The following is a 25,513-nucleotide window of genomic DNA, read 5'->3' on the forward strand; positions in this document are numbered from 1 at the left end:
GTCATGCCCCCTCGAGCTGGCTCGCGCCGGCGTCCTTGCCGCCGAGCCGGCGCAGCAGCAGGGCGAAGGCGAGGCCCACCAGAACGAGGATGACCGCGATGGCGCTGGCCGGGCCCATCAGGTTGGCCTGGAACCCCCGCTTGTACATGTCGAGCGCGAGGACGCGGGTGGCGTCCCCCGGTCCTCCCTCGGTGAGGACGTAGATGAGGTCGAAGAAGGTCAGGGAGCCGACCACCATCAGCGTCGACGAGGTGATGATGGTGTATTTCAGCTGGGGCAGCGTGATGCTGAAGAACTGCCGCACCCGTCCGGCGCCGTCCAACTGTGCCGCTTCGTAAAGGGACTTGGGTATCTGCTGCACACCGCCCTGGTAGATCAGCGAGTGGAACGGGACGAACTGCCAGGACACGATGAAGATGACGACGCCGAAGGCCAGGGCGGGCCGCCCCAGCCAGTCCTTGCTGAGCGCGTCGATGCCGAGTCCCGCGCCGAGCCCGAAGGTCGGATTGAGCAGCGCCTTGTACGCGACGGCGATCGCGGCGGAGCTGAGCAGCAGCGGGACGAAGTACACAATGGCGAGAAGCGCCCGGTAGCGCTGGCGTCCCGCCATGAAGGTGCCGAGCAGGATGCTCACCGGGGTCTGGAACGCCCAGGACGCGATCATCACGCCGAACGTCACCAACAGGGCGTGCGGAAGGCCGGGGTTGGTGAGCACCGAACGCCAACTGGTGAGGCCCGACGGGTGGATGGCGCCGATGCCGTCCCAGGTGGTGAAGGACAGCACGAAGACACCGATGAGCGGGACGACGGCGAACCCGACGAAGACCACGAGTGCCGGGACGGTCAGCCACGGCAGGATGCCGCGCCGACCGCTCCGGGACGCGTGGGCGGTGAGCGAGGTCATTTCCCGATGACCTCGTTGAGGTTCGCGGCGAACTGCCGTGGCGAGATGGACAGTTGGAACAGCTTGACGATGTTGTCGAGGAGCGTCTCCGCCGCCGTCGGGCTGAGCGCCTGGTCCCAGGACTGGCTGAACGACTTGGCCTTGGTGGCGATGTCGTAGGTGAACTGCAGGAAGTCGGCGTCCTTGGACGCGGCGAGCAGCTTCTCCGTGCCCAGCTTGACCGGGACGCCGCCGCCGTCGATCCACGCCTTCACCTCGGCGTCCTGCAGCATGCCCTTGGCGAAGAACTCCTCGGCGATCTTCTTCTCCTTGGCGCTGGCCTTCGAGGATATGGACAGGTACTCGCCGGGGTTGCCGACGGTGTTGCTCGGGTCGCCCTTGCCGCCCTTGACCGGCGGGAAGTTCATGTATCCCAGGCCGCCGCTGGAGACGAAGTCACCGCCGTCGTTCTTCTGGATGCCGTACGACCAGGAGCCGTGCAGCATCATCGCGGCCTTGCCGGTGTACAGGAGGGCCTGGTCGGCGTTGGAGTCCGCGGTGATCGACGAGAAGCCCTTGATGAAGCCCTTTGCCTTGACCAGGTCCTGCACCATGCCGAGCGCCTCGATGGCCGCGGGGTTGGACCAGGCGTTCTTCTCGCCGTCGAAGACGGCCTGGAACACCTCGGGGCCGCCGATGCGGTCGAAGAGGAACTCGAGCCACATCATGTTCGTCCACCGGGACTGCCCGCCGAGAGAGAACGGCGCGATGCCCTTGGCGTTGAACTTGGGCACGAGCGCCATGATGTCGTCCCACGACTGCGGCGGCTTCACACCGACGTCGTCGAAGACCTTCTTGTTGTAGTAGAGGATGATGGGCTGCACCCGCTCCACGGGCATCGCATAGATCTTGCCCTTCACGGTCGCCGCGGGGAACGCGGTGGGGAAGATCTTCTCCTTGACCTCGGGGTGCTTGTCGAACCACGGCGTCAGATCCTCGACCTGGCCCGCCTCCACGTAGCTGCGCAGCGTGCCGCCGCCCCAGCTCTTGATGATGGTGGGCGCCTTCCCGGCACCGATCGCGGTCTTGATCTTCGTCTTGAACGCGTCGTTCTGGAAGGAGGTGCCGTCGATCTGGCTCTTGGGGTGGGCCTTGTTGAAGGCCTTCACCGCGTCGGCCCTGACGCCCTCGTCGGGCTGGCCGCTCAGGTACCAGTACGTGGCTCCCTTGCCCGCACCGTTCTTGCTCGGCCCCGACGAGCCGCAGGCCGCGAGCGCCGCGGACAGCGGGACGCCCGCCGCGATGCCGAGGACGGTCCGTCTTGAGACGGGACGCCGAGAGAGGGGGATTTCCATGTCTGTTCTCCGCACTCGAGAGCCACCGACGACCCCTGAGCCGCCGTGAAAACTTTTCGAAATCCAGCCAGCGTTCAGCCCTGTGGTGGCAAATTAGGGAGCGGCCACGGGGCTGTCAAGGCATGCGCAAGAACGTTGTGGGGCAAGGAACTTCTGCGTACGGTCAAGCGCGCACGGCATTCACGGAGCGACGGCAGATCTCGAAACCTTTTCGAAGCGCTGCGGTCGAAGATCGAGGAGGATGCGGATGTCCGCGGCTGATCCACGTCTGGAGACGCGGCAGAGCGTGCCGCGCTGGCGGAACCCGGAGCTGCCCGCGTCCGAGCGGGTCGACGCGCTGCTCGCCGAGATGACGGTGGCGGAGAAGGTCGCGCAGCTCGGCAGCCGCTGGCTCGGCAACTTCATGGGGCACGACTCGGACGACGGGGAGGGTCTCGACGGCCCGTCCGACGGCGGAGAAGCAGCCGATGGGCGGGCGGAGCGTCCCCAAGTGGCGCCCCTGGAGGCCCTGTTCGAGGAAGCGGGTCGTGTGCCGCTCGAGGAGGCGGCGCGGGACGGGCTCGGACACTTGACGCGGGTCTACGGCAGCCGGCCGGTGGGTGCGGAGGAGGGGGCGGCCCTGCTGGTCGCCCAGCAGCACACGGTCCTCAAGGGCAACCGGCTCGGCATCCCGGCCCTGGCCCACGAGGAGTGCCTGACCGGGTTGAACACGTACGGCGCCACCGTCTACCCGGCGCCGCTCGCGTGGGCCGCGGCCTTCGACCCGGATCTCGTGCGCCGCGTCGGCGCGGCGATCGGCCGTGACATGCGGGCGCTCGGTGTGCACCAGGGCCTCGCTCCGGTCCTCGACGTGGTGCGGGACTACCGGTGGGGCCGGGTCGAGGAGACCATGGGCGAGGACCCGTACCTGGTGTCGATGCTCGGCGCCGCGTACGTCGGCGGTCTGGAGGGCGAGGGCGTCATCGCCACCCTGAAGCACTTCGCTGGGTACTCGGCAGCGCGCGGCGCCCGCAACCACGGCCCCGTACCAATGGGCCGCCGCGAGCTCATGGACGTCATCCTGCCCCCGTTCGAGACGGCGATCACGCTGGGCGGGGCGCGTTCCGTGATGAACTCCTACTCCGACATCGACGGCGTCCCGGCCGGCGCCGACCCGTGGCTGCTGACCCAACTGCTGCGCGAGGACTGGGGGTTCACCGGCACGGTCGTCTCCGACTACGGATCGCTCGCCTTCCTCGCTGGGATGCACGGGGTCGCCGCCGACTTCGACGAGGCGGGCGTCATGGCGCTCGGCGCGGGCATCGACGTGGAGCTGCCGGACACTCTCACCTTCGGCCGACACCTGGCGGACCGGGTGCGCCGGGGCGACCTGCCGGAGTCACTTCTGGACCGGGCGGTGCGCCGACTACTCACCCAGAAGGTCGAGTTGGGACTCCTCGACCCGGAGTGGACACCCGAGGGTTCGGTCACCTCGGCGGCGACGAGGGACCTGGACTCGCCGGAGAACCGCGACCTGGCACGGGAGGTGGCCGAGCGGTCCGTCGTCCTGCTCGACGCGGGCAGCGCGCTACCGCTCGTCGACGCGGACGCCGGGCGCGCGGCGCCGACCCGCATCGCCGTGGTGGGGCCGTGCGCGGCGGACTCGCGCACCCTGATGGGCTGTTACGCCTTCCCCAACCACGTCCTGCCCCGCCACCCCGGGCTGCCGCTCGGCATCGCGGCGCCGACGGTCGTGGACGCGCTGCGCGACGAACTCCCGGGCACCGACGTTGTCTTCGAGCCTGGCTGTGACGTGCGCGAACGGGACCGATCCGGCTTCGCCGCAGCAGTGGACGCGGCCCGCGGCGCCGAGGTGTGTATCGCGGTGGTGGGTGACCGTGCGGGCCTGTTCGGCAACGGCACGTCCGGCGAGGGTTGCGACGTGGAAGACCTTCAACTACCGGGCGTGCAGGCCGAATTGCTGGCGGAGCTGTTCGCCACCGGGACGCCGGTGATCGTGGTCGTGCTGTCCGGACGCCCGTACGCGCTGGGCGAGGTGCATCCCCGGGCCGCCGGACTCGTCCAGGCGTTCATGCCCGGGCAGGAGGGTGCGGCGGCGATCGCGGGGGTCCTCTCCGGGCGCGTCCAGCCGTCGGGCAGGCTGCCGGTGCAGATTCCGCGCCGCCCCGGCGGCCAGCCCGGCACGTATCTGCAACCGCCCCTGGGCGCGCACACGCAGGGCATCAGCAGCGTGGACCCGACGCCCCTGTTCCCCTTCGGACACGGCAGGTCGTACACCACCTTCGAGATCGGGGACCTGCGTGTGAGCGCGAGCGAGATCCCCACCGACGGCGAGTTCACGGTGTCGGTGCGGGTGCGCAACACCGGCGCCAGGCAGGGCCGGGAGGTGATCCAGCTGTACCTGCGCGACCCCGTCGCCCAAGTGACACGTCCAGTGCGCCAGTTGGCCGGATTCCAGCAGGTCGAGCTCGCGCCAGGGGCGAGCGCCCGGCTGAGCTTCCGGGTGCACGCCGACCGGACCGCGTTCACCGGACGCGATCTCACCCGGATCGTCGAACCCGGCGAGGTGGAGGTGCAGGCCGGGACCTCGTCGCAGGAGCTGCCCTGCCGGGCTGCCGTACGATTGACGGGCCCTGTCCGGCAGGTCGGACACGACCGGCGGCTCACCACTCCGGTGGACGTAACCCTGGAAGAAACCGATGCCACCGCATGCTAGACGCACCACCCTGGCCACCATCGCCCGCGAGGCGGGGGTCTCCGTCGCGACCGTGTCCAAGGTGGTCAACGACCGCAGCGACGTGGCGCCGCGGACCCGCGCCCGGGTCCAGGAACTGCTGCGCGCGCACGACTACCTGGCGCCCGTGTTCCGGCACACCGAGGCCGAGCAGAACACCACGATCGAGGTGCAGTTCAACGGCGACCTCAAGACGTACTCCGCCGAGGCCCTCGAGGGCATCATCGACACCGCCGCCGAACTGGGCGCGTCGGTCGTGATCAGCAAGTCGGCGCCCGCACCGCACTGGGCGCGGGACCTGGTGTCGGCGGGGCGCCGCGCACTCATCGCGGTCACCAGCATGTACACGGCCGCGCATGTGAAGGAGTTGGCGAGGGCCGGGCTCCCCCTGGTCGTCCTCGATCCGCTGCACCTGCCGCACAGCCAGGTCCACAGCGTCGGGGCTACCAACTTCGCCGGCGGCCTGGCCGCGACCGAGCACCTGCTCCGGCTCGGCCATCGTCGCATCGGCTACCTCGGCGGTCCCGCCATGGCCGTCTGCAACCAGGCCCGCATGCACGGCTACCGCGCCGCCCTGGAAGCGGCCGGCGCCCCGACCCCCGCCACGTACATCCGGCACGGCGCCTTCACCCACCAGTCCGGCCTGGTCAACGCCACCGCGCTCCTTGACCTGGACGAACCCCCGACGGCGATCTTCGCGGGCAACGACGAGATCGCCCTCGGCACCATCGAGGCCGCCCGCACCCGGGGCCTGCGCATCCCCGAAGAGCTGAGCGTGGTCGGCTTCGACGACACCCACCTGGCCAAGATGGTGTCCCCGCCCCTGACCACCGTGCGCCAGCCGCTGCGCGAGATGGGCGGCATCGCCCTGCGCACCGCGCTGCGCCTGGCGAATGGCGAACGGGTCGAGTCCCATCACATCGAACTCGCCACGGAACTCGTCGTGCGTACGTCGACGGCGGCGCCGCGGGAGGGCGCCGTGCGCGGAGACCAGTAGAAGGGATGGATCCGGGTTCGCGCCCGCCGCCTCGGGACGGCGGGCGCGAACCCGGTGACGCTCAGGAGTCGGAGTAGCTGAAGTCGCCCACGGTCCAGGCGCTGACGTCGGCGATGGCCACGCGGTACATGCCGCCCGTCTCGGGGATGCCGATGGCGCCCTGCAGGATCCGGGCCACGTGGAAGTGCAGGTGGGTAGGCGGTTCGCCGTTCTTCGCGGGGTCACCGAAGGCACCGGAGAACTCCCCCAGCCGGGCGGAGTCCGTGAGCACCTCCGACACCCTCTGCCTCCACACGGCTTCGGGGGCCAGGCGACCGGTGATGACGGCACCACCGGCGACGACGGTCAGGGACATCTGATTGCTCTGCCCGGACTCGACCAGGGCAGCGACGGAAACGAGCAGCTCGTCAGGCTTGGACATGAGCCACATCATATGGACCGAGCCGAATCCGCGGACGCCCGACTGCCACTCCGTTTGCAGGTCGTAGGTCGTAGGTTGGGCCTGCCGCGGCCCTCAGGCTCGGACGGCGGCGAACTCCCTGCCGGAGACGGCGCCTGGAGCGCTGATCATCATGCGGGCCTCGCGAGCGGCGAGCGTGACGCCGTTCGACGATTCGAACCCGGCCTGCCGGTGGGCACGCTGATGGCGACTGATCGATGTCCGCATCATGACCCCCGTGCTGAGCACAATGAGAACGACGACAGCGAGCGACCCCAGCGTCAAGAACCCGGCATCGATACCGACCCAGGTCGACACGATCCCCGCCACGAGCCCTGCGAGGGCGGCGTAGGCCACGTAGAGGAGGACCCTGGACCTTCGCTCGCCGGACGAGCTGGCACGCTGCAGTTGCTCCTCCATGGCGTCGAGGTGCTCGATCTTCGGCGTCCACGTCGTCGCAAACTTCTGGAACAGCTGTTGGTGCTCGGCGCTGCCCCGGGACCGCTGCTTGATCACCGTTCCGTCCGCGGCAATATGCCACTGGATCGTCCAGGGCTTCTTCTGTTCCACGCTTCTCACACCGCCTTGTCAGCAAGCGAAGGCCGGTCACCCCGCCATGTCGGCGACGATGCTACGTGTTCCTGACATGCCCCGATCCGCTCCCCGGTCAGAACCTCTGGCTGTCCACGCCCACGCCCACGCCCACAAGCGGCGCGCCCCCACCATCGTCTTACCCGCGGGTAAGTACGTGTCAGAATAGGTAAAGAGCTCCGCCGTGCATCCCCCGTCGCGGCGGGGCTCCTTCTGCGTCAGACGTCGGAACCCACCGCTCGCCCGGAAGGGCTCGAGCAGGTGTCCTGCGTACGGTTCCCGGCTCAGGGAAGCTGGAAGGTGTCGGCCAGGAGCCCGGTCTGGACGGTGAGCAGAGTGGAGGGGTCGTGGCCCATGCCGGAGAACTGGCCTGTGACCTCCAGGCTGACGACGCCGTGCATCTGAGGCCAGGTCATCACGGCCCCGGTCAGCGCGATGGCGGCGGCGGAGCCGTCGGCCTGCCCCGTCCACTGTTCGACCCAGGACGCGACCTCCGGCTCGTCGCGCAGCCACACCCGCAGCTGTGAGAGGAGGGGGTCGACGGAGATCAACGGCCGCCCCTGGGCGAAGACCGAAAGGAAGGGGCCCAGGACGGAGCGCGCTTTCAACACGGTCTCCGCCGGGGCCGTGAACCCTGCCACCGGGGTGCCCTGGATGAGCAGGTACAGATGCGGCTGAGCCACGGCCCAGTCCCGGTAGGAGCTGGTCAAGGCCTGGAGTGCGGATCGCCCGCCATCTTCGATGTCGACCGCGTGGACGGCGGCGGCCGCGCTCTCGTAGGCGTCGAGCACCAGTTCCGACAGCAGGTCGTCACGGCTGGCGAAGTAGCGGTAGAGCGCTGGACCGGACATCCCGATCTCCTTGGCGATCCGCAGAAGCGCCACGCTCTCGATGCCGCCCGCGGCGAGCTGTCGTACTGCGACTTCCTTGATCTCCGAGCGGGTCTGCGCCCGGTAGCGCGCACGCGGACTGTCCGCACGGTCCGTCATGTCCCGCCTCCTGTCGCCGGTCGTTAAGGGTCGTGAAAGATCCTTCGGTTCGGTTCGGATCGTATCGGTTGCGTCACCGTGTCGCTGTCGCGAGAGGGTGAAGCCCCCTGCGGCAGGTCAGGCCTTCGCGCGAGCGGCGAGGAAGTCCTGGTACCACTCCAGGGTCTGCCTCAGGGTGGTCCCGATGGGGGTGGGTGCGAGGCCGAACTCCCTCTGGAAGGCGGTGGAGTCCATGATCTGCGGCTCGGTGTGCTGGTAGAACAGCTCGGCATAGGAGTTCATGAACGTCTCGTCGAACGGCCCGAAGGGGCGCGGCTCGTTCATCGTGGCGGTCCGGAGCGGCCGGCCCACCAGGTCGCCCAGCGCGGTGAAGATCTCGCGCGTCGTGCGGGCCGGGGCGGTGGGCAGGTGCCAGACCCGGCCGTCTCCTGAGGGGTTCTCGCCGAGCGTGGCCAGGCCCCGGGCCACGTCGAGGATGTTGGTGTAGCTGTGCCTGAGGTCGATGTCGCCCAGTGCCAGCACCTCGCCGCCCGTGAGCGCGGCCGGGAAGACGGCGCCGCCCAGCGTCGAGTTCAGCACCCTGGGCCCGACGAAGTCGGCCGAGCGGCCCAGTACGACCCTCGCGCGCCCCTCGTTGTGTGCGGCGAGGTAGTTCTCGTCCAGTGCCGCGCGCATCTTCCCCTTGGCCGTGGTGGCCCGCCACGGGGTCTCCTCCGTCATGACCTCGCCGTGTGTCTCGCCGTAGGGGTACAGCGTGTCCAGGACGACCAGGCGTGCGCCGGTACGCGCCACCGCGCCCAGGATCGCCTCCTGGATGCCGGGCATGACGTCGACCTGGAGGTGGTAGGCGACGTTGACGCAGTGGTAGACGACCTCCGCGCCCTCGATGGCGGCGAGTGCGCCGTCCGTCGCGCCGACGTCGCCGGCGAATCGCTCGATGCCGCCCAGGGGCTCCCCGGAACCGGCACGGTCGACCAGCCGGACCGCGTGCCCGCGGCGCGCGAGTTCCAGGGCGAGCGAGGTGCCCGCGGGGCCGGCTCCCAGAACGGCGTGGAGTCCACTCGGCGCTGCAGCCATGGCGTGATCCCTTCGGGGCAGGCGGCGAAACCCTTGATGGTTATCGCCGTACACTTTCGTTACATCCTATAACCAAAGCGTTTGGGTGTCACTGATGGCTGAGAATGGGAGGCCTTGGATCTTGGAATAGCGGTTGCGTGCCTGGCGTTCGGGACGTTGCCCCAGGGACGACTGAAGGATGGGTGAGAGATGAAGTCCGTCATCCGGGCGGCTGCCGGCGGCCCCGAGGTCCTGCGGCTCGTCGAGCGTCCGGTTCCCGAGCCGGGCCCGGGCGAGGTGCGGGTGCGGATGTACGTGTCGGGCGTCAACCCGACGGACTGGCGCAGTCGCCGACGGGCGCTGCCACCGGGGATGAGCGAGCAGGTCCCCCATCAGGACGGTGCCGGTGTGATCGACGCCGTCGGCCCGGGGGTCGATCCGGCGCGGGCCGGGCAGCGTGTCTGGGTCTGGGAGGCGGCCTGGGGGCGGCCCTGGGGGACGGCGCAGCAGTACACGCTGATTCCCGATCAGCAGGCTGTCGCCCTGCCCGACGACGCCCCGTTCGAACTCGGCGCCGCCCTGGGCATCCCGGCCCTCACCGCCCACCGTGCGCTGACGGTTCACGACGGCGGGCCGAACCGTATCGCGCCCGGCACCCTGCGGGAGGCCACCGTCCTGGTGGCCGGCGGTGCGGGCGCGGTGGGCAACTCGGCGGTCCAACTGGCCCGTTGGGCGGGAGCCCATGTGATCACCACGGTGAGCGGCCCGGCCAAGGCGGCGCTGGCGCAGGCGGCCGGTGCGCACCGCGTGGTCGACTACCGAGCGCAGGACGCGGCAGCGGAGATCCGGGCCTTCGCCCCCGAGGGCGTGGACATCATCGTGGAAGTCGCACCGGGGGCCAACGCCGCGCTCGACACCGAAGTGGCCGCACCGGGTGCCGTGGTGGCCTACTACTCGGGCGGCGAGGACGAGCAGCTCGCCGTGCCAGTGCTCACCACCCTGTCGGCGAACCTGCGCTGGCAGAGCGTCTTCGTCTACACCGTGCGGCCCGAGGCGAAGCGGCAGGCCGTCGCCGATGTGGCGGCGGCCGTGCACGCTGGTGCGCTGCGGGTGGGCGAGGAGGCCGGGTTGCCGTTGCACCGCTTCCCGCTGGAGCGCGCAGCCGATGCCCACGCGGCGCTCGAACGGGGTGTCGTCGGGAAGGTGCTGCTCGACATCCCATGACCTCATCGCCACGCGAGGCCTCCGCGCTCTTTCACGCGGACGCGGCAACCGGCGGGGGACCATGGGAGCAACAGAAAAAGGGCCGTTCGAAAACGGCCCTTCATCTGCGACGCTCGATCGCTCGAACTGTCGGGACGACAGGATTTGAACCTGCGACCCCTTGACCCCCAGTCAAGTGCGCTACCAAGCTGCGCCACGTCCCGATGTCCACTGCCTCTGCCCCGGTTTCCCCGGCGCTCTCGGCGGCGACAAGAAGAACAATACCCCAAGCTCAGGGGTGGTTTGAAACCGGATCCGCGGGTTCCGGGGCGGTGGGTGAGAATCGGGGCATGAGTACTTCGCGCAAGGACCGTCGGGACCGGGACGAGGAGGGGCGGGCGCGCAACGCCCGGCCCCGGGACGGGCTCGGTCGGCCGTTGCCCTACGGCGCACCCGGCGTGGACCGGCAGCCGGAGGGCGTGGTGCGGACGGCCGCCGAGACGGTCGCGGAGGCGCAGGCGCTGCTCGATGCCGGGCGGCCCTTCCACGCGCACGAGGTGTTCGAGGACGCGTGGAAGTCCGGGCCGGAGGGCGAGCGGGAGCTGTGGCGGTCGCTCGCGCAGACCGCTGTCGGCCTGACGCACGCGGCGCGGGGCAACGCAACCGGAGGCGCCCGGCTGCTGCGGCGCGGCGCCGACGGGATCGCGGCGTGGGACGGCTCCGCCCCAGCCGGTCTGGACGTCGCGGCACTGGTGCGGTGGGCGCGGGAACTGGCCGATGACGTGGAGCGGACCGCCGCTCCCGTGGACGCCGCCGCTGTCGCGCCGCGCCTGACCTGAGCCCGGCCTGTACGTCACCGGTCCGGCCCCCACCCGCATGCGGGCCCGGAGTACCGGTGTGACCCTGCGAGAGTGACGACCACCGAAGAAGCCGCCCCGCCGCCGGCCGCCGCCGAGTCCGCGCCACCCGTCCTCGACCGACGCCGCCGCAATGTCGTCTTCGGGACGATCATGCTCGGCATGCTGCTGGCCGCGCTCGACCAGACGATCGTCGGCACGGCGCTCCCGACGATCGTGTCGGACCTGGGCGGCGCGGCGCACATGTCGTGGGTCGTCACGGCGTATCTGCTGGCCGAGACGGTCGCCACGGTGCTCGTCGGCAAGTTCGGCGACATGTTCGGCCGCAAGATCGTCTTCCAGCTCTCGGCGATCATCTTCATCACCGGCTCGTTCCTGTGCGGCCTGTCCACGAACATGTCGCTGCTCATCGCCTGGCGGGCTGTGCAGGGCATCGGCGCGGGCGGTCTGATGGTGACGTCGATGGCGCTCATCGCGGACGTCATCCCGCTGCGCGAGCGCGGCAAGTACCAGGGCGCCATCGGCGCCGTGTTCGGCGTGTCGACGGTGATCGGGCCGCTGCTGGGCGGTGTGTTCACGGACCACCTGACGTGGCGGTGGGCGTTCTACGTCAACGTACCGATCGCGATCGTCGTAGTGATCGCGGCGGCCCGGACCATTCCGGTGGTGAAGTCGGCGGCGAAGCCGATCATCGACTATCTCGGCATCGCGCTCGTCGCAGTCGGCGCGAGCGCCCTGATCCTGGCGACGAGTTGGGGCGGCAACGAGTACGCGTGGGGCTCGGGCGTCATCATCGGCCTGTTCGTCGGCGGTCTCGTCGCGCTCGGTCTGTTCTGCTGGGCAGAGACGCGGGCGAAGGAACCGATGCTGCCGATGCATCTGTTCCGCAATCCCGTCTTCACGGTCTGCTCGATCCTCAGCTTCATCGTGGGCTTCGCGATGCTCGGCGCCATGACGTTCCTGCCGACGTATCTGCAATATGTTGACGGGGACTCGGCGACGATCTCCGGCGTCCGCACATTGCCGATGGTGATCGGTCTGTTGATCGCGTCCATCTTCTCCGGCAATGTCGTCAGCAAGACCGGCAAGTACCGGCTGTTCCCGATCGTGGGCGCCCTGGTGATGGCGCTGGGGCTGTACTTGCTGTCGTTGATGGGCAGCGAGACCAGTACATGGCTTGAGTCGGTCTACATGTTCGTCCTTGGTCTCGGCATTGGTCTGTGCATGCAGGTGCTGACCATCGCCGTGCAGAACACCGTGGACTACGCCGAGTTGGGCACGGCCACGTCCGGTGTCACGTTCTTCCGTACGCTCGGCAGCTCGTTCGGCACCGCCGTGTTCGGCACGATCTACGCCAACAGCCTGGAGCCGAACCTGAAGCAGGGCGTGGCCGAGGCGGCGCGGGCGGGCACAGGCATCTCCCCCGATCTGTTGGTGAAGGCGGCACAGAGCCCGCAGGGCGTGCACAATCTGCCGGCGGCGGCGCGCGAGCCGATCGTCAACGGGTACGCGGACTCGCTGCACACGGTGTTCCTGTGCACGGTGCCGGTGGCGCTCATCGGGTTCGTGGTGGCGCTGTTCCTCAAGCAGGTGCAGTTGCGCGACACCGCGCGCGCGGGTTCGGCGGACATGGGCGAGGGCTTCGCCCAGCCGTCCAGCGGCGATTCCTCGCACGTGCTCGAGCGGGCGGTGGCGAACCTCGTACGGGAGGCGAACCTCAACACCGCGCGGGCGATCCTGGACCGGTCCGACACCCGGCTCGACGTGGCGGGCGCGTGGGCCGTGATGCAGGTGGACTTCTTCACGCGGATGGTCGGGCACGCGAGCCTCGGCATGATCGCGGCGCGCCGCAGGCTGCCGCCCGAGGTGCTGGTGCCGGTGTTCCAGCGGATGGTCGACGAGGGCTATCTGACGCGTACGGGCACGTACTTCTCGCACACCGAGGCGGGCCACCGGGAGTCCGAGGTCATCAACCGGGCCTGGGCCGACTGGCTGAGCCAGAAGGTCGAGGCCGACGTCGGCAGACCCGCGGACGCGGAGCTGCGCCGGGCCGTCGACACGATCGCGAAGCGGCTGCTCGCGGAGGACATGGCGCAGGGTCTGACGAGCCAGTCGGGCCAGGAGCGTGCGCTCGTCCCCATGTAGTCCCGCCTCCGAGCGCGGGCGTCAGCGCAGGAGCAGTTGGAGGCCGCCGAGGACCGTCGCGGCGATGACGAGCTGTTCGAAGAGGCGCTGGTTGATGCGGTTGACGCACGCCTTGCCGATGAGGGCGCCCGGCACGACGAACACCACGAGCGCGGCGTCGAGCAGCAGCGAGCGGCCGTCGATGAGGCCGAGGCCGACGCTGAACGGCACCTTCGCGGAGTTCACGATGAGGAAGAACCACGCGGAGGTGCCCAGGAAGCCGAGCTTCCGGAAGCCGGCGGACAGCAGGTACATGGACATCACGGGCCCGCCCGCGTTGGCGACCATGGTGGTGAAGCCGCCGAGCACCCCGTACGAGCCCGCCTTGACGCGGGCCGCGCGGGTGGGCGTCGCCTCCACCTCCGGGGTGGCGGCGACCTTGCGACGCCAGACCGTCACGCCCGCCATGACGAGCAGGATCGCGCCGATCGACATCCGTACGGCGCCGTCCCCCGCGAAGCCGAGGAAGACGGTGCCGAGGACCACTCCGGCGCCGACGGCGGGGAACAGCCGCCACAGCGTGGGCCAGTGGGCGTGCCGGCGGTAGGTGAGGACGGCGAGGATGTCGCCGCAGATGAGGATCGGCAGCAGCACCCCCGTGGAAGCGCGTGCGGGCAGGATCGCGGCGAACACCGCGAGGCTGACCGTGTTGGCGCCGCTGACGGCGGTCTTGGAGAACCCCACCACCATGGCCGCGGCGGCCAGGGCGGCGAACTCCCAGGGCGTGATCCCGAATATGTCGTGCATGGCGAGGACAGATGCTAGACCCAACTATCTGGCCTGCGTCAGCGGCGCCACATGGTGATACGCGTGGCGCGCTTCATCCCCGCTTCAGCCCGCATAGGTGTCGCGCAGTTCGCGCTTGAGGACCTTCATGCTGGGGCCGAGCGGGAGTTGGTCGGTGAACTCCACGCGGCGCGGGTACTTGTGCTTGCCGAGGTTCTCCTTGGACCAGGAGGTGAGTTCGGCGGCGTCGAGGGTGGCGCCGGGCTTGGGGACGACGACCGCGCAGACCTCCTCGCCGTGCACGTCGTCGGGCAGGCCGATGACGGCGACGTGGTCGATGCCGGGGTGGCGCATCAGCACCTCCTCGACCTCGCGCGGGTAGACGTTGTAGCCGCCGCGGATGATGACATCCTTCTTGCGGTCGACGATGCGCAAGTAGCCGTCCTCGTCCTTGGTGCCGAGGTCGCCGGTGCGGAACCAGCCGTCGACGAGGGCCTCCGCGGTCTGTTCGGGGCGGCCCAGGTAGCCGGAGAACACGCAGTGGCCGCGCACGACGATCTCGCCGAGCTCGCCGGTGGGCAGCAGTTCGATGCGGTCGTCGAGTTCGGCGCGGGCGACCTCGACGTCGACGCCCCAGATGGAGTGGCCGATGGTGCCCGCCTTGGCGCCGTACCAGGGCTGGTTGACGGCGGCGACGGGCGAGGTCTCGCTCAGTCCGTATCCCTCGTGGACGGGGGCGCCGAAGAGCTCCTGGAAGCGTTCGAGGACGGCGACGGGCAGCGAGGCGCCGCCGGACACCGCGACGCGCAGGCGCGGCAGTTCGGTGCCCTGCTCGAGGGCCTGCGCGGCGGCCGTGAGCAGGTGCACGTACATGGTGGGCACGCCCTGGAAGACGGTGACGCCCTCGCGGACCATCAGCTCGACGGCCTTGGCGGCGTCGAAGCGCGGCATCAGGACGAGCGTCTTACCGGCGCGCCAGGTGGCGTGCATGGAGGCGGTCTGGCCGAAGGCGTGGAAGAGCGGGAGGGCGCCGAGGACGATGTCGTTCGGGCTGTGCTCGTTGCAGTCGAAGGCCTCCACGGTCGCGTTCATCACCAGGTTGAGGTGGCTGAGCACGGCGCCCTTGGGGACACCGGTGGTGCCGCTGGTGTAGAAGACGACGGCCGCGTCGTCGGCGTCGCGCGTGGCGTACGTGGCGATGGGCTCGGCGGCGTCGGTGAGCTTCTCCAGTTCGCCGTCGGCGCCGAGGACGACGGTGCGCACGCCGACGGCGTCGGCGGCGGCCCGGCCCGTCTCGGCCTGCGCGGGGTGGCACAGCAGGAGCGTGGAGCCGCTGTCCTCGAGGACGTGCTCCACCTCGTGCGCCGACAGGAGCAGGTGGACGGGGACGACGGTGGCGCCGGCGGCGATGGCCGCGTAGTAGGCGCGCGGGAACTCGGCGGTGTTGGGCGCCATGAGGGCGACCTTGTCGCCGGGGCGTACGCCGAGTTCGGCGAGGGCGGCGGCCTGCTTGCGGACCTCGAGCCACAGCTGCGCGAAGGTGAGGCGCCGCTCGCCCGCGACGAGTCCGGTCTTGTCGGGGTGCCGACGGGCGTTGTCGGCGAGGATCGCGGCGAGCGAGAGGGTGGCCATCGGGGTGCGCTCCGTTCCGTACTGACTGCTGGTGCGTCGGTGGACCAGGTCGGGAGGGCACAACAGCGGTCACCACAGCGGTAAATTAGCGCCGCTAGTTTTGCCGTCCTGGGGTGACTCTACGCCTCGTCCCCTACCGAGCGGTATGTGCCCTGGCTCACTTCCGGATCTCAGGGCTCACCCTGATGTCCCCGCCGGTCGGCCCGCCTACTGTGGAGGTCCGGCACCGCTCCGCGGACGACGTACGGGGGAGCACGGGGGCTACGGGGGAAGCACGTCGTCCGCCGGAGCGGGTAGCCGGGATCTTTGCCCCACCACGGGATGTGTCCCGCCACGGGATGTGTCCCGCCACGGGATGTGTCCCGCCACGGGATCCGCGCGTCACCACGCGCGCGGGAGGCGCGGTTCAGCCGCGCAGGAAGCGAAGCACCGCCATGACGCGACGGTGCTCGGCGGGGTCCGACTCCAGGCCGAGCTTGGCGAAGACATTGCGGACGTGGGTCTCGACCGTCTTGCCGCCGATGACCAGCTTCCGCGCGATGGCCTCGTTCGAGCGCCCCTCGGCCATCAACGCCAGCACATCGCGCTCGCGCCCCGTGAGGTCGTCGAGCGGCCCCGAGGCGCGCGGCGCGTCCATCAGGCGGGCCACCACCAGCGGATCCACCACGGTCTCCCCCGCGGCCACCCGCTTCAGCGCCCCGCTCAGCTCCTCGGCGTCGGCGACGCGCTCCTTGAGGAGGTAGCCGAAGCCCTCGGGCCGCTCGGCGAGCGCCCGCACCGACGCGTTCGTCTCCACGTACTGGGACAGCAGCAGCACCCCGGTGCCGGGGTGCGCGGCGCGCACGGCCGCCGCCGCGATCAGGCCCTCGTCGGTGTGCGTGGGCGGCATGCGGATGTCGAGCAGCACGGCGTCCGGCTCGTGCTCGGCGACCAGAGCGAGCAGCGGCGCGGTGTCCGCGCACTCGGCGGCCACCTCGATGCCCTCGTCCGTGAGCAGTCGTACGATCCCGAGCCGAAGGAGTGCCGAGTCCTCGGCGACGATCACCCGCACGGCAGCTCCGCCCTGATTCTGGTTCCGCCCCCGGCGGGGCTGTGGATGTGCAGTACGCCGTCGACGGCGGCGAGCCGGTCGGCGAGTCCGCGCAGCCCCGTGCCGCGCGCGAGGTCGACGCCGCCGACGCCGTCGTCGACGGTCTCCACCACCAGGCGCCCTTCGTGGTGCCGTGCGGAGACGCTGACGGCGCGGGCCTCCGCGTGCTTGGCCGCGTTGCTGAGGGCCTCGCAGACGGTGAAGTAGGCGGTGGACTCGACCAGGGGGTCGTAGCGGCGCGGTTCGGCCGCGACGACGACCGGGACGGTGGCCTCCTCGGCGAGCGCGCTCAGCGCGGCGGCGAGGCCCTCGCGGGTGAGGACGGCGGGGTGGATGCCGTGGGCGATGCCGCGCAGCTCCTCGATGGCCAGGCGCAGGCTGGACTCGGCCTCGTCGGCGGCCTCGCGCAGCGTCGCGTCCGGGTGCTCGGCGAGGCCCTTCTGCACACGGCGCACCGACATCAGGGCGAACACGAGGCGGGTCTGCGCGCCGTCGTGCAGATCGCGCTCCAGGCGTCCGCGCTCGGCGTCGGCGGCCTGCACGATGCGGGTGGCGACGTCCTTCGCGCGCGTACGGAGCCAGACGTTCTCCAGGGCGAGGCGCAGGGCGGCCGCCACGGAGGCGAGCAGGTCGGGGTCCTCGTCGAGCGCCGGGTCGTGGTGCAGCAGGGCGAGCGGGCGGCCGTCGGCGGCGGCGACCGGGGTGCGCCCGGCGCCGCCCTCGGCGACCTCGCGGCCCGAGCCGTCGACGTACCGGCCGCGCTCCTCGTCCCACAGGCCGAGCCGCAGCGTCGGATCGCCGAGGACGCGGACGAGGGCCTCGCGCAGCCGGGCCGGGTCGGAGTCGGTGCCGATGTCGATGACGAGGCCGCTGACCTCGGCGCGCTGGAGCCGCATGCGCAGCAGTCCGCCCAGGAAGGCGAACGGGACGGCGACCTGGGCGAGGTCCGAAAGGAGGTACACGGCCTGTTCGGCGATCGAGCCGACGCCGCCGAACCACGGCACCACGTAGAACAGCATGTCCCACATGAGGAAGACCGTGGCGACGCCGATGCCGATCCAGGCGGGCAGCAGGGCGCGCCTGCGGGCGGCGGACGCCTGCCGCCAGCGCTGCACGATCGCGACGGCGGCGACGGCCGAGATCACCCAGCCCGCCGCGTGATAGGCGGCGTCGAAGGGACCGAAAAGGTCGTCCCAGGCGGGCACGTGCAGCAGATTGGGGCCGCAGTCGCGGCAGTCCAGGTACGTCGCCCCGGTCGCGGTCGCCGGGTCGAACAGGAGCGTGCGCACGAATCCGCCGACGGCGACGAGCCCGTACGCGATCTGCACCAGGCGGCGAGTGAGGACCGTGGTGAGGCGGCCTTCGGGGAACGACAGGATGAGGTGCAGCAGGATCGCCATGTTCAGCGCCTCCCACCAGGCGCCGAAGGCGAACAGGGCGGGCACCGCGGTGCCCTGGAGGTTGCCGAAGAACCAGGTGATGCCCTCGAGCACCATCAGGCGGCCGGTGTGGTTGGCGGGCCTGCGGCGCCAGGCGAGGAGGCCGGCGACCGCGTACGCCCAGCCCACGGCGAGGTCCCGTACGAGATCCCCCGCGGAGGCGCCGCTGCGCGCGTACGCCCATGCTCCCGCCCCGCCCGATACTGCGGCGAGGACCGCGGCCCCGGTCAGGCGCAGCCGAACCGCCCGCTCACCCTGACTGTCCACGGCCACACGGTAAGGCATTTCGGGGTCGTCGCGGGACTCGGGCCGGGAGCGCACCGGCACTGATTGTGGTCATGGAGGCGTGGGCCTAGGCTCGCTCGAAGCCGGTGACCGCGGTTCGTGATCGCGTCGCCCCGACGGCTGGAGGCCGTGCCATGTCCCGTGTGAGGGTCCACAATTTCTCCGTCTCCGTGGATGGCTTCGCCACCGGCGAGGGCCAGAGCCTCGAAGCGCCGTTCGGTCACGCCGGCGAGCGGCTCCACGAGTGGTTCTTCCCGACGCGGACCTTCCAGCGGATGATCGGCAAGACCGGCGGGAGCACGGGGGTCGACGACGCCGTCGCCGGCACCTGGGCGGACGGCATCGGGGCCGAGATCATGGGGCGGAACAAGTTCGGTCCCCAGCGCGGGCCTTGGGAGGACGAGGACTGGACCGGCTGGTGGGGGCCGAATCCGCCGTTCCACACACCGGTGTTCGTCCTGACCCATCATCCGCGGCCTTCGGTGGAGATGGAGGGCGGCACCACGTTCCACTTCGTGGACGCGACGCCGCAGGAGGCACTGCGGCAGGCGCGGGAAGCCGCGGGCGGGCTCGACGTACGGATCGGCGGCGGCCCCTCCACGGTCCGCGCGTTCCTCGCTGAGGACCTCGTCGATCATCTTCACGTCGCCGTCGTGCCGATCGTCCTGGGTCGGGGCGAGCGCCTGTGGGACGGCCTGGAGGATCTCGAGAAGCGCTTCCGAATCGAGTCCGTGAGCACGCCCGGCGGGGTCACGCACATGACGTTCACCCGGCCGTAGCGGATTTCGTCGGCGCCTCCGCTTCGTGAACCACGCGTGCGCGGCTCTCCGTCTCCATCAGCGGGCAAGGGTGTTGGCGCGATTCACAGCGCACTCTTTGCTTGCACGGCACGTGGGACGTGTCCCGGCCTGCCGTGGGGCGAGTGTTGCGATGATGACTGATGAGACAGTCAGAGGCTCAATGGCCTGCGTCTTCACGCTATCCATGACCGCGATGTTGAGTTCTTCTCAACGCATGGTTAGGGTCGTGCCCCGTGGAATCCAGCAACGAGGCATCCCCTGCCGACACCGCCGCCCGCGTCCGTGAGGTCATCACGGCGGCCGGTGTCAGCCAGCGCGAGTTCGCGCGCCGCATCGTCATGGATCCGTCGAAGCTCTCCCGCTCGCTGAGCGGGACCCGCCGGTTCACGGTGGCCGAGCTGGCGCGGATCGCCGACGAGGGGCGCGTCGACGCGGGCTGGCTGCTCGGCGCGCGCCCGCTGGAGGCCGAGGCCGAGCCGCCCGCGCCCGTCGAGGGCGGCAGGCCGCTCCAGATCGTGCAGGCGACGGTCCGGCTGATCGCCGAGCACGGGTTCCACGCGGTGCGGGTCTCCGACATCGCCCGCGCCTGCGCCACCAGCACCGCCGCGATCCACTACCACTTCCCCGGTCGCGCGGACCTCCTGGAGGCCGCGGTGCGCTGGTGCATGGACGAGGACACGCAGCACCGCGCCGCGCGCCTCGCCGAGGCGGACGACGCGGCGGCTGAGCTGCGGCAGCTCATCGAGTTGCAGACGCCGCGCACGGAGCAGCAGCGACGCCAGTGGAAGGTGTGGCTCGACCTGTGGGCCGAGGCAGCGCGCTCCACGACGGTGGGGCGGCTGCACACCGACTACTACCGGCAGTGGCGGTCGACCGTGGCGGACGTCCTGCGGCGCGGGGTCGACCAAGGGGTGTTCCGGTCGAGCGTTGATCCGGAATCCGTCGCGTATGCGCTGACCGCGCTGATCGACGGACTCGCCACGCAAGTCCTGGCGTCCCGGCCTGGGGACGGCGGGGCCGATGCGATGCATGCGGCTCTGCTGTCCTACGTCGAGCGCACCGTGCTGGTCCCCTGACCCCAGGCCTCGGGGCTCCGCCGGCCCTCGTCCCGGAACCGGGGCTCACAAGTACCCGCCCCACCCGCTCAAAACAGCCCGTCACATGCCCGTCACCTGGGAGGTCCCCCTATGCCCACCGAGAACGTCATCATCACCGCCGCGCTCACCGGTGCCGGTGACACCGTGCGGAAGAGCCCGCACGTTCCCGTCACCCCGGAGCAGATCGCCAAGAACGCCGTGGAGGCCGCGGAGGCCGGTGCTGCGGTCGTCCACATCCACGTACGGAACCCGGAGACCGGTGACCCGTCGCGCGACCCGAAGCTGTACCGGGAGGTCGTCGAGCGGATCAAGGAGACCGGCACCGACGTCGTCATCAACCTGACCGCAGGCATGGGCGGCGACCTGGTGATCGACCCGGACGACCCCACCACCCACCTGCCCGGCACCGACCTCGTGAGCGGCCTCGAGCGGCTGCCGCACGTCGAGGACCTGCTGCCCGACATCTGCACGCTCGACTGCGGTTCGCTGAACTTCGGCGACGGCTCGAACCTGTACGTGTCGACGCCCGACATGCTGCGCCAGGGCGCCAAGCGCATCCAGGAGCTGGGCGTGCGGCCCGAGCTGGAGATCTTCGACACCGGCCAGCTGTGGTTCGCCAAGCAGCTCCTCGCGGAGGGGCTGCTCGACGACCCGACCGTGTTCCAGCTGTGCATGGGCATTCCGTGGGGCGCCCCCGCCGACCCGGGCGTGCTCCAGTCGATGGTCAACATGCTGCCGGAGGGTGCCCGCTTCGCGAGCTTCGCGCTCGGCCGGATGCAGATGCCGTGGGTCGCACAGTCCATCCTGCTCGGCGGCCACGCCCGCGTCGGCCTGGAGGACAACCTGTACCTCGGCAAGGGCAACAAGGCGACCAACGCCCAGCTCGTCGAGCGCGCCGTGACCATCACGGAGTCCATCGGCTCGCGCGTCGCGACGCCGGACGAGGCCCGCGAGATCCTCGGCCTCAAGCCGCGCTCCTGACGCCCCGTCCCCCGCAACATCCGCCCCACCGGAAGGCAACACCACCCTCATGACCTCCCCCCTCACCGCTCCCGAGGACGTCCGCCGGGTCGCCTGCGTCGGAGCCGGCGTCATCGGCGGCGGCTGGGTCGCCCACTTCCTGGCCCGCGGCTACGACGTGACGGCCTGGGACCCGGCCCCCGACGCCGAGCAGAAGCTGCGCCGCCTCGTCGACGCCGCCTGGCCCGCGCTCACCGAGATGGGCCTCGCCGACGGCGCCTCGCGCGACCGCCTCACCGTCGCCCCGACGCTCGAAGAGGCCGTCGCCGACGCCCAGTTCGTACAGGAGAGCGCCCCCGAGGACCTCGACCTCAAGCGCGACCTGCTGTCCCGCCTGGACGCGGCGGCCCCGGAGGGCGTCGTCATCGCCTCGTCGACGTCCGGCTACCCGATGACCGACATGCAGACCACGGCCGCGAACCCGGCGCGCCTGGTCGTCGGCCACCCGTTCAACCCGCCGTACCTGATCCCGCTCGTCGAGGTCGTCGGCGGCGAGAAGACCGACGCGGACGCCACCGCGTGGGCCTCCCGCTTCTACGAGGTCGCCGGCAAGTCCGTGATCACGATGGACCGCGAGGTGCCCGGCTTCATCGCCAACCGCCTCCAGGAGGCCCTGTGGCGCGAGGCGCTGCACATGGTCGCCAACGGCGAGGCCACGGTGAAGGAGATCGACGACTCGATCACCGAGGGCCCCGGCCTGCGCTGGGCGTTCATGGGCCCGATGCTGACGTTCGCGCTCGCGGGCGGCGAGGGCGGCATGGCGCACATGCTCGACCACTTCGGCCCGTCCCTGAAGTCGCCGTGGACGCGTCTCGAGGCCCCGGAGCTGGACAAGCAGCTGTACGACTCCGTGGTCGCGGGCTGCGACGTCGCCGCCGACGGCCGTTCCATCGCCGACCTCGTGGCCGAGCGCGACCAGGGCGTCATCGATGTGCTGCGTGCCACAGGCCGGTTGAACAAGAACGGCAGTGGGAAGGCGGATCCGCGATGAGTACCGCAATCACCGCACTGCCCCTGCTGCACCGCACGGTGCGCCCCGAGTGGATCGACTACAACGGCCACATGAGCGAGGCGTTCTACGTGCTCGCCTTCGGGCACGCCACGGACGCCATGATGATCGAGACGGGCCTGGACTCCACGTACCGGGAGACCACGCACTGCTCGCTCTACACGGTCGAGTCGCACATCCGCTATCTGCGGGACGTGCCCGAGGGCGCCCATCTCGCCATCCGTACGCGGGTGTTGGGTGTGGCGTCGAAGAAGGCGCGGTTCACGCACGAGATGTTCGTGGTGGACGACGAGGCCGGTGAGCCGGCGCCGAACGCGGCTCCGGTGGCGACCACCGAGCTGCTGGCGATCCACGTCGACCAGGAGGCGGGGAAGGCGGCCGAGTTCCCGGCCGCGGTCCGCGACCGCTTCACCGAGCTGACGGAGCCCGCTCCCGAGTGGGCGGGCCGGTCGATCGCCGTCGTCTGACGACGCGCTCGTCCGCCTGACGTACGAGGGCCCCGGACCGTGTGTCCGGGGCCCTCGTCGGCGTACGACGCGGCACAGGGATGTCGAGGCGGCGGCGTCAGCCCAGGAACGAGATCGGCGATCCCTCCGAACTGATCGTGCCGGTCTTCAAGACCTTCGCCGGGTCGATGCCCTCGTCCGCGTCGGAGGAGTCGCCCGCGGTGGGGGCGGCGGGCGGGGGCGCGGACTTCGCGGAGATCGCGTCCGGGCTCGGGACGCCTTCAGTCGCTCCGTCGGCCACGGCCGGAGTGGCGAGGGACGCCGCCGAAGCGGCCAGGAACAGAGCAGCGGCGATGCGCTTCGTGGTGCTGTGCATGCCCCGCCCAACGATCATGATTCGGCGAGGGCACGGTCGTCACGGCTGACGTGGTGTCATCAACGGTTCCGTCGGTGCCGCTTCCTCCTCTCGCAGGCCGATCCGCTCGTGCAGCCCGCGCAGGGCGCGGGGTGCCCACCACGCGCGCGTGCCGAGCAGCGCCATCGTCGCGGGGACGAGCAGCATCCGGACGAGCGTCGCGTCGATGACGACCGCCAGGGTGAGGCCGAGGCCGATCTCCAGGATGGGCGCGAAACCGCCGGTCATGAAGGCGCCGAAGACGACGGCGAGCAGCAGCGCGGCGCAGCTCACGACGCGTCCGGAGCGTCGCAGGCCGGTCACGACGGCCTCCCGCGCGTCCCCCGTGGCGAGCCACGACTCGCGCATCCGGGCGAGGATGAACAGCTCGTAGTCCATGGCGAGCCCGAAGGCGATCGCGACGATGAGCGGGGGCGCGGTCAGGCTCAGCGCGCCGAGCCCTTCGCCGCCGAGCCAGGACGCGAGGTGGCCGTCCTGGAAGACGAGGACGACGATGCCGAGCGCGGCGCCCAGGCTGAGCAGGGTCGTCAGGACCGTGCGCAGTGGGATGAGGACGGAGCCGGTGAACGCGAAGAGCAGGGCGAGGATGCCGCCGAGGACGGTGAGCGCGGCCCACGGGGCGCGGTCGGCGAGCATCTGCCGGAAGTCGACGAGCCGGGCGGCGACGCCCGCGACGGTCACCGGGTCGCCGTCCCTCAACTCCCTTACGTTCTCGACGAGTCGGGTCGCGGTGGCGCCGTCGACCGGGCCCGACGGGGTGAGGTGGAGGACGCGGGTGCCGTCGTCGAGGGTGGTCGCCTCGGTCGACGCGACGCCGTCGAGGCGCCGCACGCGGGTCTCGAACGTCGGGTCGGTGCCGGGGCGCGCCACGACGACGACCGGGTCGACGCCGACGCCCTGCGGGTAGTGCGCGCGCACGGTGTCGTAGAGCTGTCGGGCCTCGGTGGAGGCGGGGAGCTGGCGGGCGTCGCCGATGTCGATGCGCAGGTTCGTGACGGGCAGGGCGAGCGCGAGCAGGGCGAGGACGCCGACCGTCATGACGGCGACGGGGCGGCGGATCGCGAACCGGGCGATGCGGGCGAAGACGCGGCCTTCGGCGCCGGGTTCGCGGCTCTTGGCCGGGGCGATGCGCCCGCCGAAGCGGGTGAGCAGCGCGGGCAGCAGAGTCAGCGCGGCGAGCATGTCGACGACCACGACGGCGGCGACGGCGAGGCCCATGCTGCGCAGGAACGGGCTCGGGAAGACGAGCAGTCCGCTGAGGCTGACGGCGACGGTGAGTCCGGAGAAGAGGATGGTGCGGCCCGCGCGTTCGACGGTGCGGTGCACGGCCTCGGTGACGTCCGCGCTGGTCCTGCGCTCCTCCCGGAACCGCATCACCATCAGCAGTGCGTAGTCGACGGCGAGGCCGAGGCCGAGCATGGTCGTCACCTGGATCACGTACACGGAGATCTCGGTGATCTGGCTGAAGCCGAACAGGGCGAGGAACGCGCCCGCGACCCCGCTGACCGCGACGAGCAGCGGCAGTCCGGCGGCGCGCAGCCCGCCGAAGATCAGCAGGAGCAGCCCGAGGACGACGGGCAGGGAGATCAGCTCGGCGCGCTGCACGTCCTCCTGGGCCCGCTCGCCGAGCTGCTTGCCGAGCAGGGGGCCGCCGCTGACGTGTACGCCGGCGCCGTCGATCTCCTTGGCCCGCTCGGCGACCGCGTCGACGGTCCGCTCCTCGGCGTCGTCGTCGAGGCCGCCCTTCAGGGTGACGGGCACGATGAGCGCGCGTCCGTCGCCGGAGGCCAGGCCACGGGTGGTGTACGGGTCGGGGACGGCGGCGACGCCGGGGACGCGGCGCAGCTCGTCGACGGTCCGCTCGACGCGCTCGCGCAGGGCGGGGTCGGTGACGCGGGGCGCCTCGACGACGGCGCTGAGGGACTCGCCGCGCGGGTCGATGTCGTCGAGGAGTTCGGCGGTGCGGTCGGACTCGGTGCCCGGTACGTCGGGGACGGAGTCGGAGAGCCGGCCGAAGACGCCGGTGCCGAGCCCGAAACCGAGCACGATCAGGGCGAGCCAGGTGAGGATCACGGTACGGGGACGGCGGGTGGCCGTCCGGGCGAGTGCGCTGAGCACGGCGCCTCCTCGGAGGATTCCGATGGGTCCCCGTCAGCGTCGTCGCCTACCGGGTTCGGCGGATCGCCGGTGCGGGTGGTTCGCGGCTCGCGCGCGGGAGGGAGGCGGGGCGGCCGGCATGGGTCGCGGGGGTGAGGGCCGGACACCG

Annotated in this window: 22 protein-coding genes and 1 tRNA gene; 10 read left to right on the forward strand and 13 right to left on the reverse strand. The window is 70.9% G+C overall.

The genetic code is table 11. The features are described 5' to 3' along the window. Position 1: 1 nt before the first annotated feature. Positions 2-904: a carbohydrate ABC transporter permease gene (locus tag ACTWJ8_RS05200; protein WP_356380933.1), complete on the reverse strand. Its 903-nt coding sequence runs from the start codon at positions 902-904 to the stop codon at positions 2-4. After that, positions 901-2,238 carry an extracellular solute-binding protein gene (locus ACTWJ8_RS05205; RefSeq protein ID WP_356380935.1) on the reverse strand — a complete coding sequence of 446 codons (1,338 nt, stop codon included), beginning with the start codon at positions 2,236-2,238 and terminating at the stop codon, positions 901-903. The genes ACTWJ8_RS05200 and ACTWJ8_RS05205 overlap by 4 nt, the downstream gene beginning before the upstream one ends. 247 nt (positions 2,239-2,485) lie before the next feature. On the opposite strand from ACTWJ8_RS05205, the gene ACTWJ8_RS05210 reads away from it, so the two are divergent. Further along, positions 2,486-4,954 (forward strand): glycoside hydrolase family 3 N-terminal domain-containing protein, encoded by a 2,469-nt coding sequence (locus ACTWJ8_RS05210; RefSeq protein ID WP_443263099.1) that lies wholly within the window; start codon positions 2,486-2,488, stop codon positions 4,952-4,954. After that, positions 4,938-5,969, forward strand: a complete 1,032-nt coding sequence (locus tag ACTWJ8_RS05215) for a LacI family DNA-binding transcriptional regulator (protein WP_356380941.1) — start codon at positions 4,938-4,940, stop codon at positions 5,967-5,969. The genes ACTWJ8_RS05210 and ACTWJ8_RS05215 overlap by 17 nt, the downstream gene beginning before the upstream one ends. Before the next feature lie 61 nt (positions 5,970-6,030). Here ACTWJ8_RS05215 and ACTWJ8_RS05220 read toward each other — a convergent pair whose 3' ends face one another. The 4 genes from ACTWJ8_RS05220 to ACTWJ8_RS05235 form a co-directional block, all read right to left on the reverse strand. After that, positions 6,031-6,390: a hypothetical protein gene (locus ACTWJ8_RS05220; RefSeq protein ID WP_356380944.1), complete on the reverse strand. Its 360-nt coding sequence runs from the start codon at positions 6,388-6,390 to the stop codon at positions 6,031-6,033. A gap of 93 nt (positions 6,391-6,483) precedes the next feature. Beyond that, the gene (locus ACTWJ8_RS05225; RefSeq protein WP_443263100.1) at positions 6,484-6,978 is read right to left on the reverse strand and encodes a hypothetical protein; all 495 of its coding nucleotides are present in this window, start codon (positions 6,976-6,978) and stop codon (positions 6,484-6,486) included. Between the two features lie 305 nt (positions 6,979-7,283). After that, positions 7,284-7,988 carry a TetR/AcrR family transcriptional regulator gene (locus tag ACTWJ8_RS05230; protein WP_443263101.1) on the reverse strand — a complete coding sequence of 235 codons (705 nt, stop codon included), beginning with the start codon at positions 7,986-7,988 and terminating at the stop codon, positions 7,284-7,286. A 117-nt stretch (positions 7,989-8,105) separates the two neighbouring features. Further along, a complete protein-coding gene (locus tag ACTWJ8_RS05235) occupies positions 8,106-9,065 on the reverse strand; it encodes an NAD-dependent epimerase/dehydratase family protein (RefSeq protein WP_443263102.1) in 960 nt (319 codons plus the stop codon). Positions 9,066-9,254: 189 nt separating this feature from the next. Here ACTWJ8_RS05235 and ACTWJ8_RS05240 point away from each other — a divergent pair, with 189 nt between their 5' ends. Next, positions 9,255-10,268 carry an NADPH:quinone reductase gene (locus ACTWJ8_RS05240; RefSeq protein WP_443263103.1) on the forward strand — a complete coding sequence of 338 codons (1,014 nt, stop codon included), beginning with the start codon at positions 9,255-9,257 and terminating at the stop codon, positions 10,266-10,268. Positions 10,269-10,397: 129 nt separating this feature from the next. Here the strand turns inward: ACTWJ8_RS05240 and ACTWJ8_RS05245 are convergent. Continuing rightward, positions 10,398-10,471, reverse strand: a tRNA-Pro gene (locus ACTWJ8_RS05245). Positions 10,472-10,597: 126 nt separating this feature from the next. On the opposite strand from ACTWJ8_RS05245, the gene ACTWJ8_RS05250 reads away from it, so the two are divergent. Together ACTWJ8_RS05250 and ACTWJ8_RS05255 are read left to right on the forward strand one after the other, a co-directional pair. Beyond that, a complete protein-coding gene (locus ACTWJ8_RS05250) occupies positions 10,598-11,086 on the forward strand; it encodes a DUF309 domain-containing protein (RefSeq protein ID WP_443263104.1) in 489 nt (162 codons plus the stop codon). 72 nt (positions 11,087-11,158) lie between these two features. Continuing rightward, complete coding sequence (locus ACTWJ8_RS05255) at positions 11,159-13,249, forward strand: MDR family MFS transporter (protein ID WP_356380962.1); 2,091 nt, start codon at positions 11,159-11,161, stop codon at positions 13,247-13,249. A 21-nt stretch (positions 13,250-13,270) separates the two neighbouring features. On the opposite strand, the gene ACTWJ8_RS05260 is transcribed toward ACTWJ8_RS05255, so the two are convergent. The 4 genes from ACTWJ8_RS05260 to ACTWJ8_RS05275 form a co-directional block, all read right to left on the reverse strand. Next, positions 13,271-14,035: a sulfite exporter TauE/SafE family protein gene (locus ACTWJ8_RS05260; RefSeq protein WP_443263105.1), complete on the reverse strand. Its 765-nt coding sequence runs from the start codon at positions 14,033-14,035 to the stop codon at positions 13,271-13,273. Between the two features lie 84 nt (positions 14,036-14,119). After that, positions 14,120-15,646, reverse strand: a complete 1,527-nt coding sequence (locus ACTWJ8_RS05265; RefSeq protein ID WP_443263106.1) for a long-chain-fatty-acid--CoA ligase — start codon at positions 15,644-15,646, stop codon at positions 14,120-14,122. A 406-nt stretch (positions 15,647-16,052) separates the two neighbouring features. Continuing rightward, complete coding sequence (locus ACTWJ8_RS05270; protein WP_356381648.1) at positions 16,053-16,691, reverse strand: response regulator transcription factor; 639 nt, start codon at positions 16,689-16,691, stop codon at positions 16,053-16,055. Beyond that, the gene (locus tag ACTWJ8_RS05275) at positions 16,688-18,442 is read right to left on the reverse strand and encodes a sensor histidine kinase (RefSeq protein ID WP_443263107.1); all 1,755 of its coding nucleotides are present in this window, start codon (positions 18,440-18,442) and stop codon (positions 16,688-16,690) included. The genes ACTWJ8_RS05270 and ACTWJ8_RS05275 overlap by 4 nt, the downstream gene beginning before the upstream one ends. A gap of 152 nt (positions 18,443-18,594) precedes the next feature. Between ACTWJ8_RS05275 and ACTWJ8_RS05280 the strand changes: the two genes are divergently transcribed. The 5 genes from ACTWJ8_RS05280 to ACTWJ8_RS05300 all read left to right on the forward strand — a co-directional run bounded on the left by ACTWJ8_RS05280 (position 18,595) and on the right by ACTWJ8_RS05300 (position 22,853). After that, positions 18,595-19,239, forward strand: coding sequence for a dihydrofolate reductase family protein (locus tag ACTWJ8_RS05280; protein ID WP_356380974.1), 645 nt, complete (start codon positions 18,595-18,597; stop codon positions 19,237-19,239). 254 nt (positions 19,240-19,493) lie between these two features. Next, on the forward strand, positions 19,494-20,336 hold the full coding sequence (locus ACTWJ8_RS05285; RefSeq protein WP_356380977.1) for a TetR/AcrR family transcriptional regulator: 843 nt from the start codon (positions 19,494-19,496) through the stop codon (positions 20,334-20,336). 111 nt (positions 20,337-20,447) lie between these two features. Then, a complete protein-coding gene (locus tag ACTWJ8_RS05290; RefSeq protein WP_356380980.1) occupies positions 20,448-21,338 on the forward strand; it encodes a 3-keto-5-aminohexanoate cleavage protein in 891 nt (296 codons plus the stop codon). Between the two features lie 49 nt (positions 21,339-21,387). Further along, complete coding sequence (locus tag ACTWJ8_RS05295; protein WP_356380983.1) at positions 21,388-22,368, forward strand: 3-hydroxyacyl-CoA dehydrogenase NAD-binding domain-containing protein; 981 nt, start codon at positions 21,388-21,390, stop codon at positions 22,366-22,368. Between the two features lie 8 nt (positions 22,369-22,376). Next, on the forward strand, positions 22,377-22,853 hold the full coding sequence (locus ACTWJ8_RS05300) for a thioesterase family protein (RefSeq protein ID WP_443264812.1): 477 nt from the start codon (positions 22,377-22,379) through the stop codon (positions 22,851-22,853). Positions 22,854-22,950: 97 nt separating this feature from the next. Here ACTWJ8_RS05300 and ACTWJ8_RS05305 read toward each other — a convergent pair whose 3' ends face one another. Both ACTWJ8_RS05305 and ACTWJ8_RS05310 read right to left on the reverse strand, forming a co-directional pair. After that, on the reverse strand, positions 22,951-23,208 hold the full coding sequence (locus tag ACTWJ8_RS05305) for a hypothetical protein (RefSeq protein WP_443263108.1): 258 nt from the start codon (positions 23,206-23,208) through the stop codon (positions 22,951-22,953). A 39-nt stretch (positions 23,209-23,247) separates the two neighbouring features. Beyond that, the gene (locus ACTWJ8_RS05310) at positions 23,248-25,365 is read right to left on the reverse strand and encodes an MMPL family transporter (RefSeq protein ID WP_443263109.1); all 2,118 of its coding nucleotides are present in this window, start codon (positions 25,363-25,365) and stop codon (positions 23,248-23,250) included. Positions 25,366-25,513: the final 148 nt, after the last annotated feature.

It is taken from the genome of Streptomyces sp. SDT5-1 (assembly GCF_052245995.1).
In the GTDB taxonomy this organism is placed as follows: domain Bacteria; phylum Actinomycetota; class Actinomycetes; order Streptomycetales; family Streptomycetaceae; genus Streptomyces.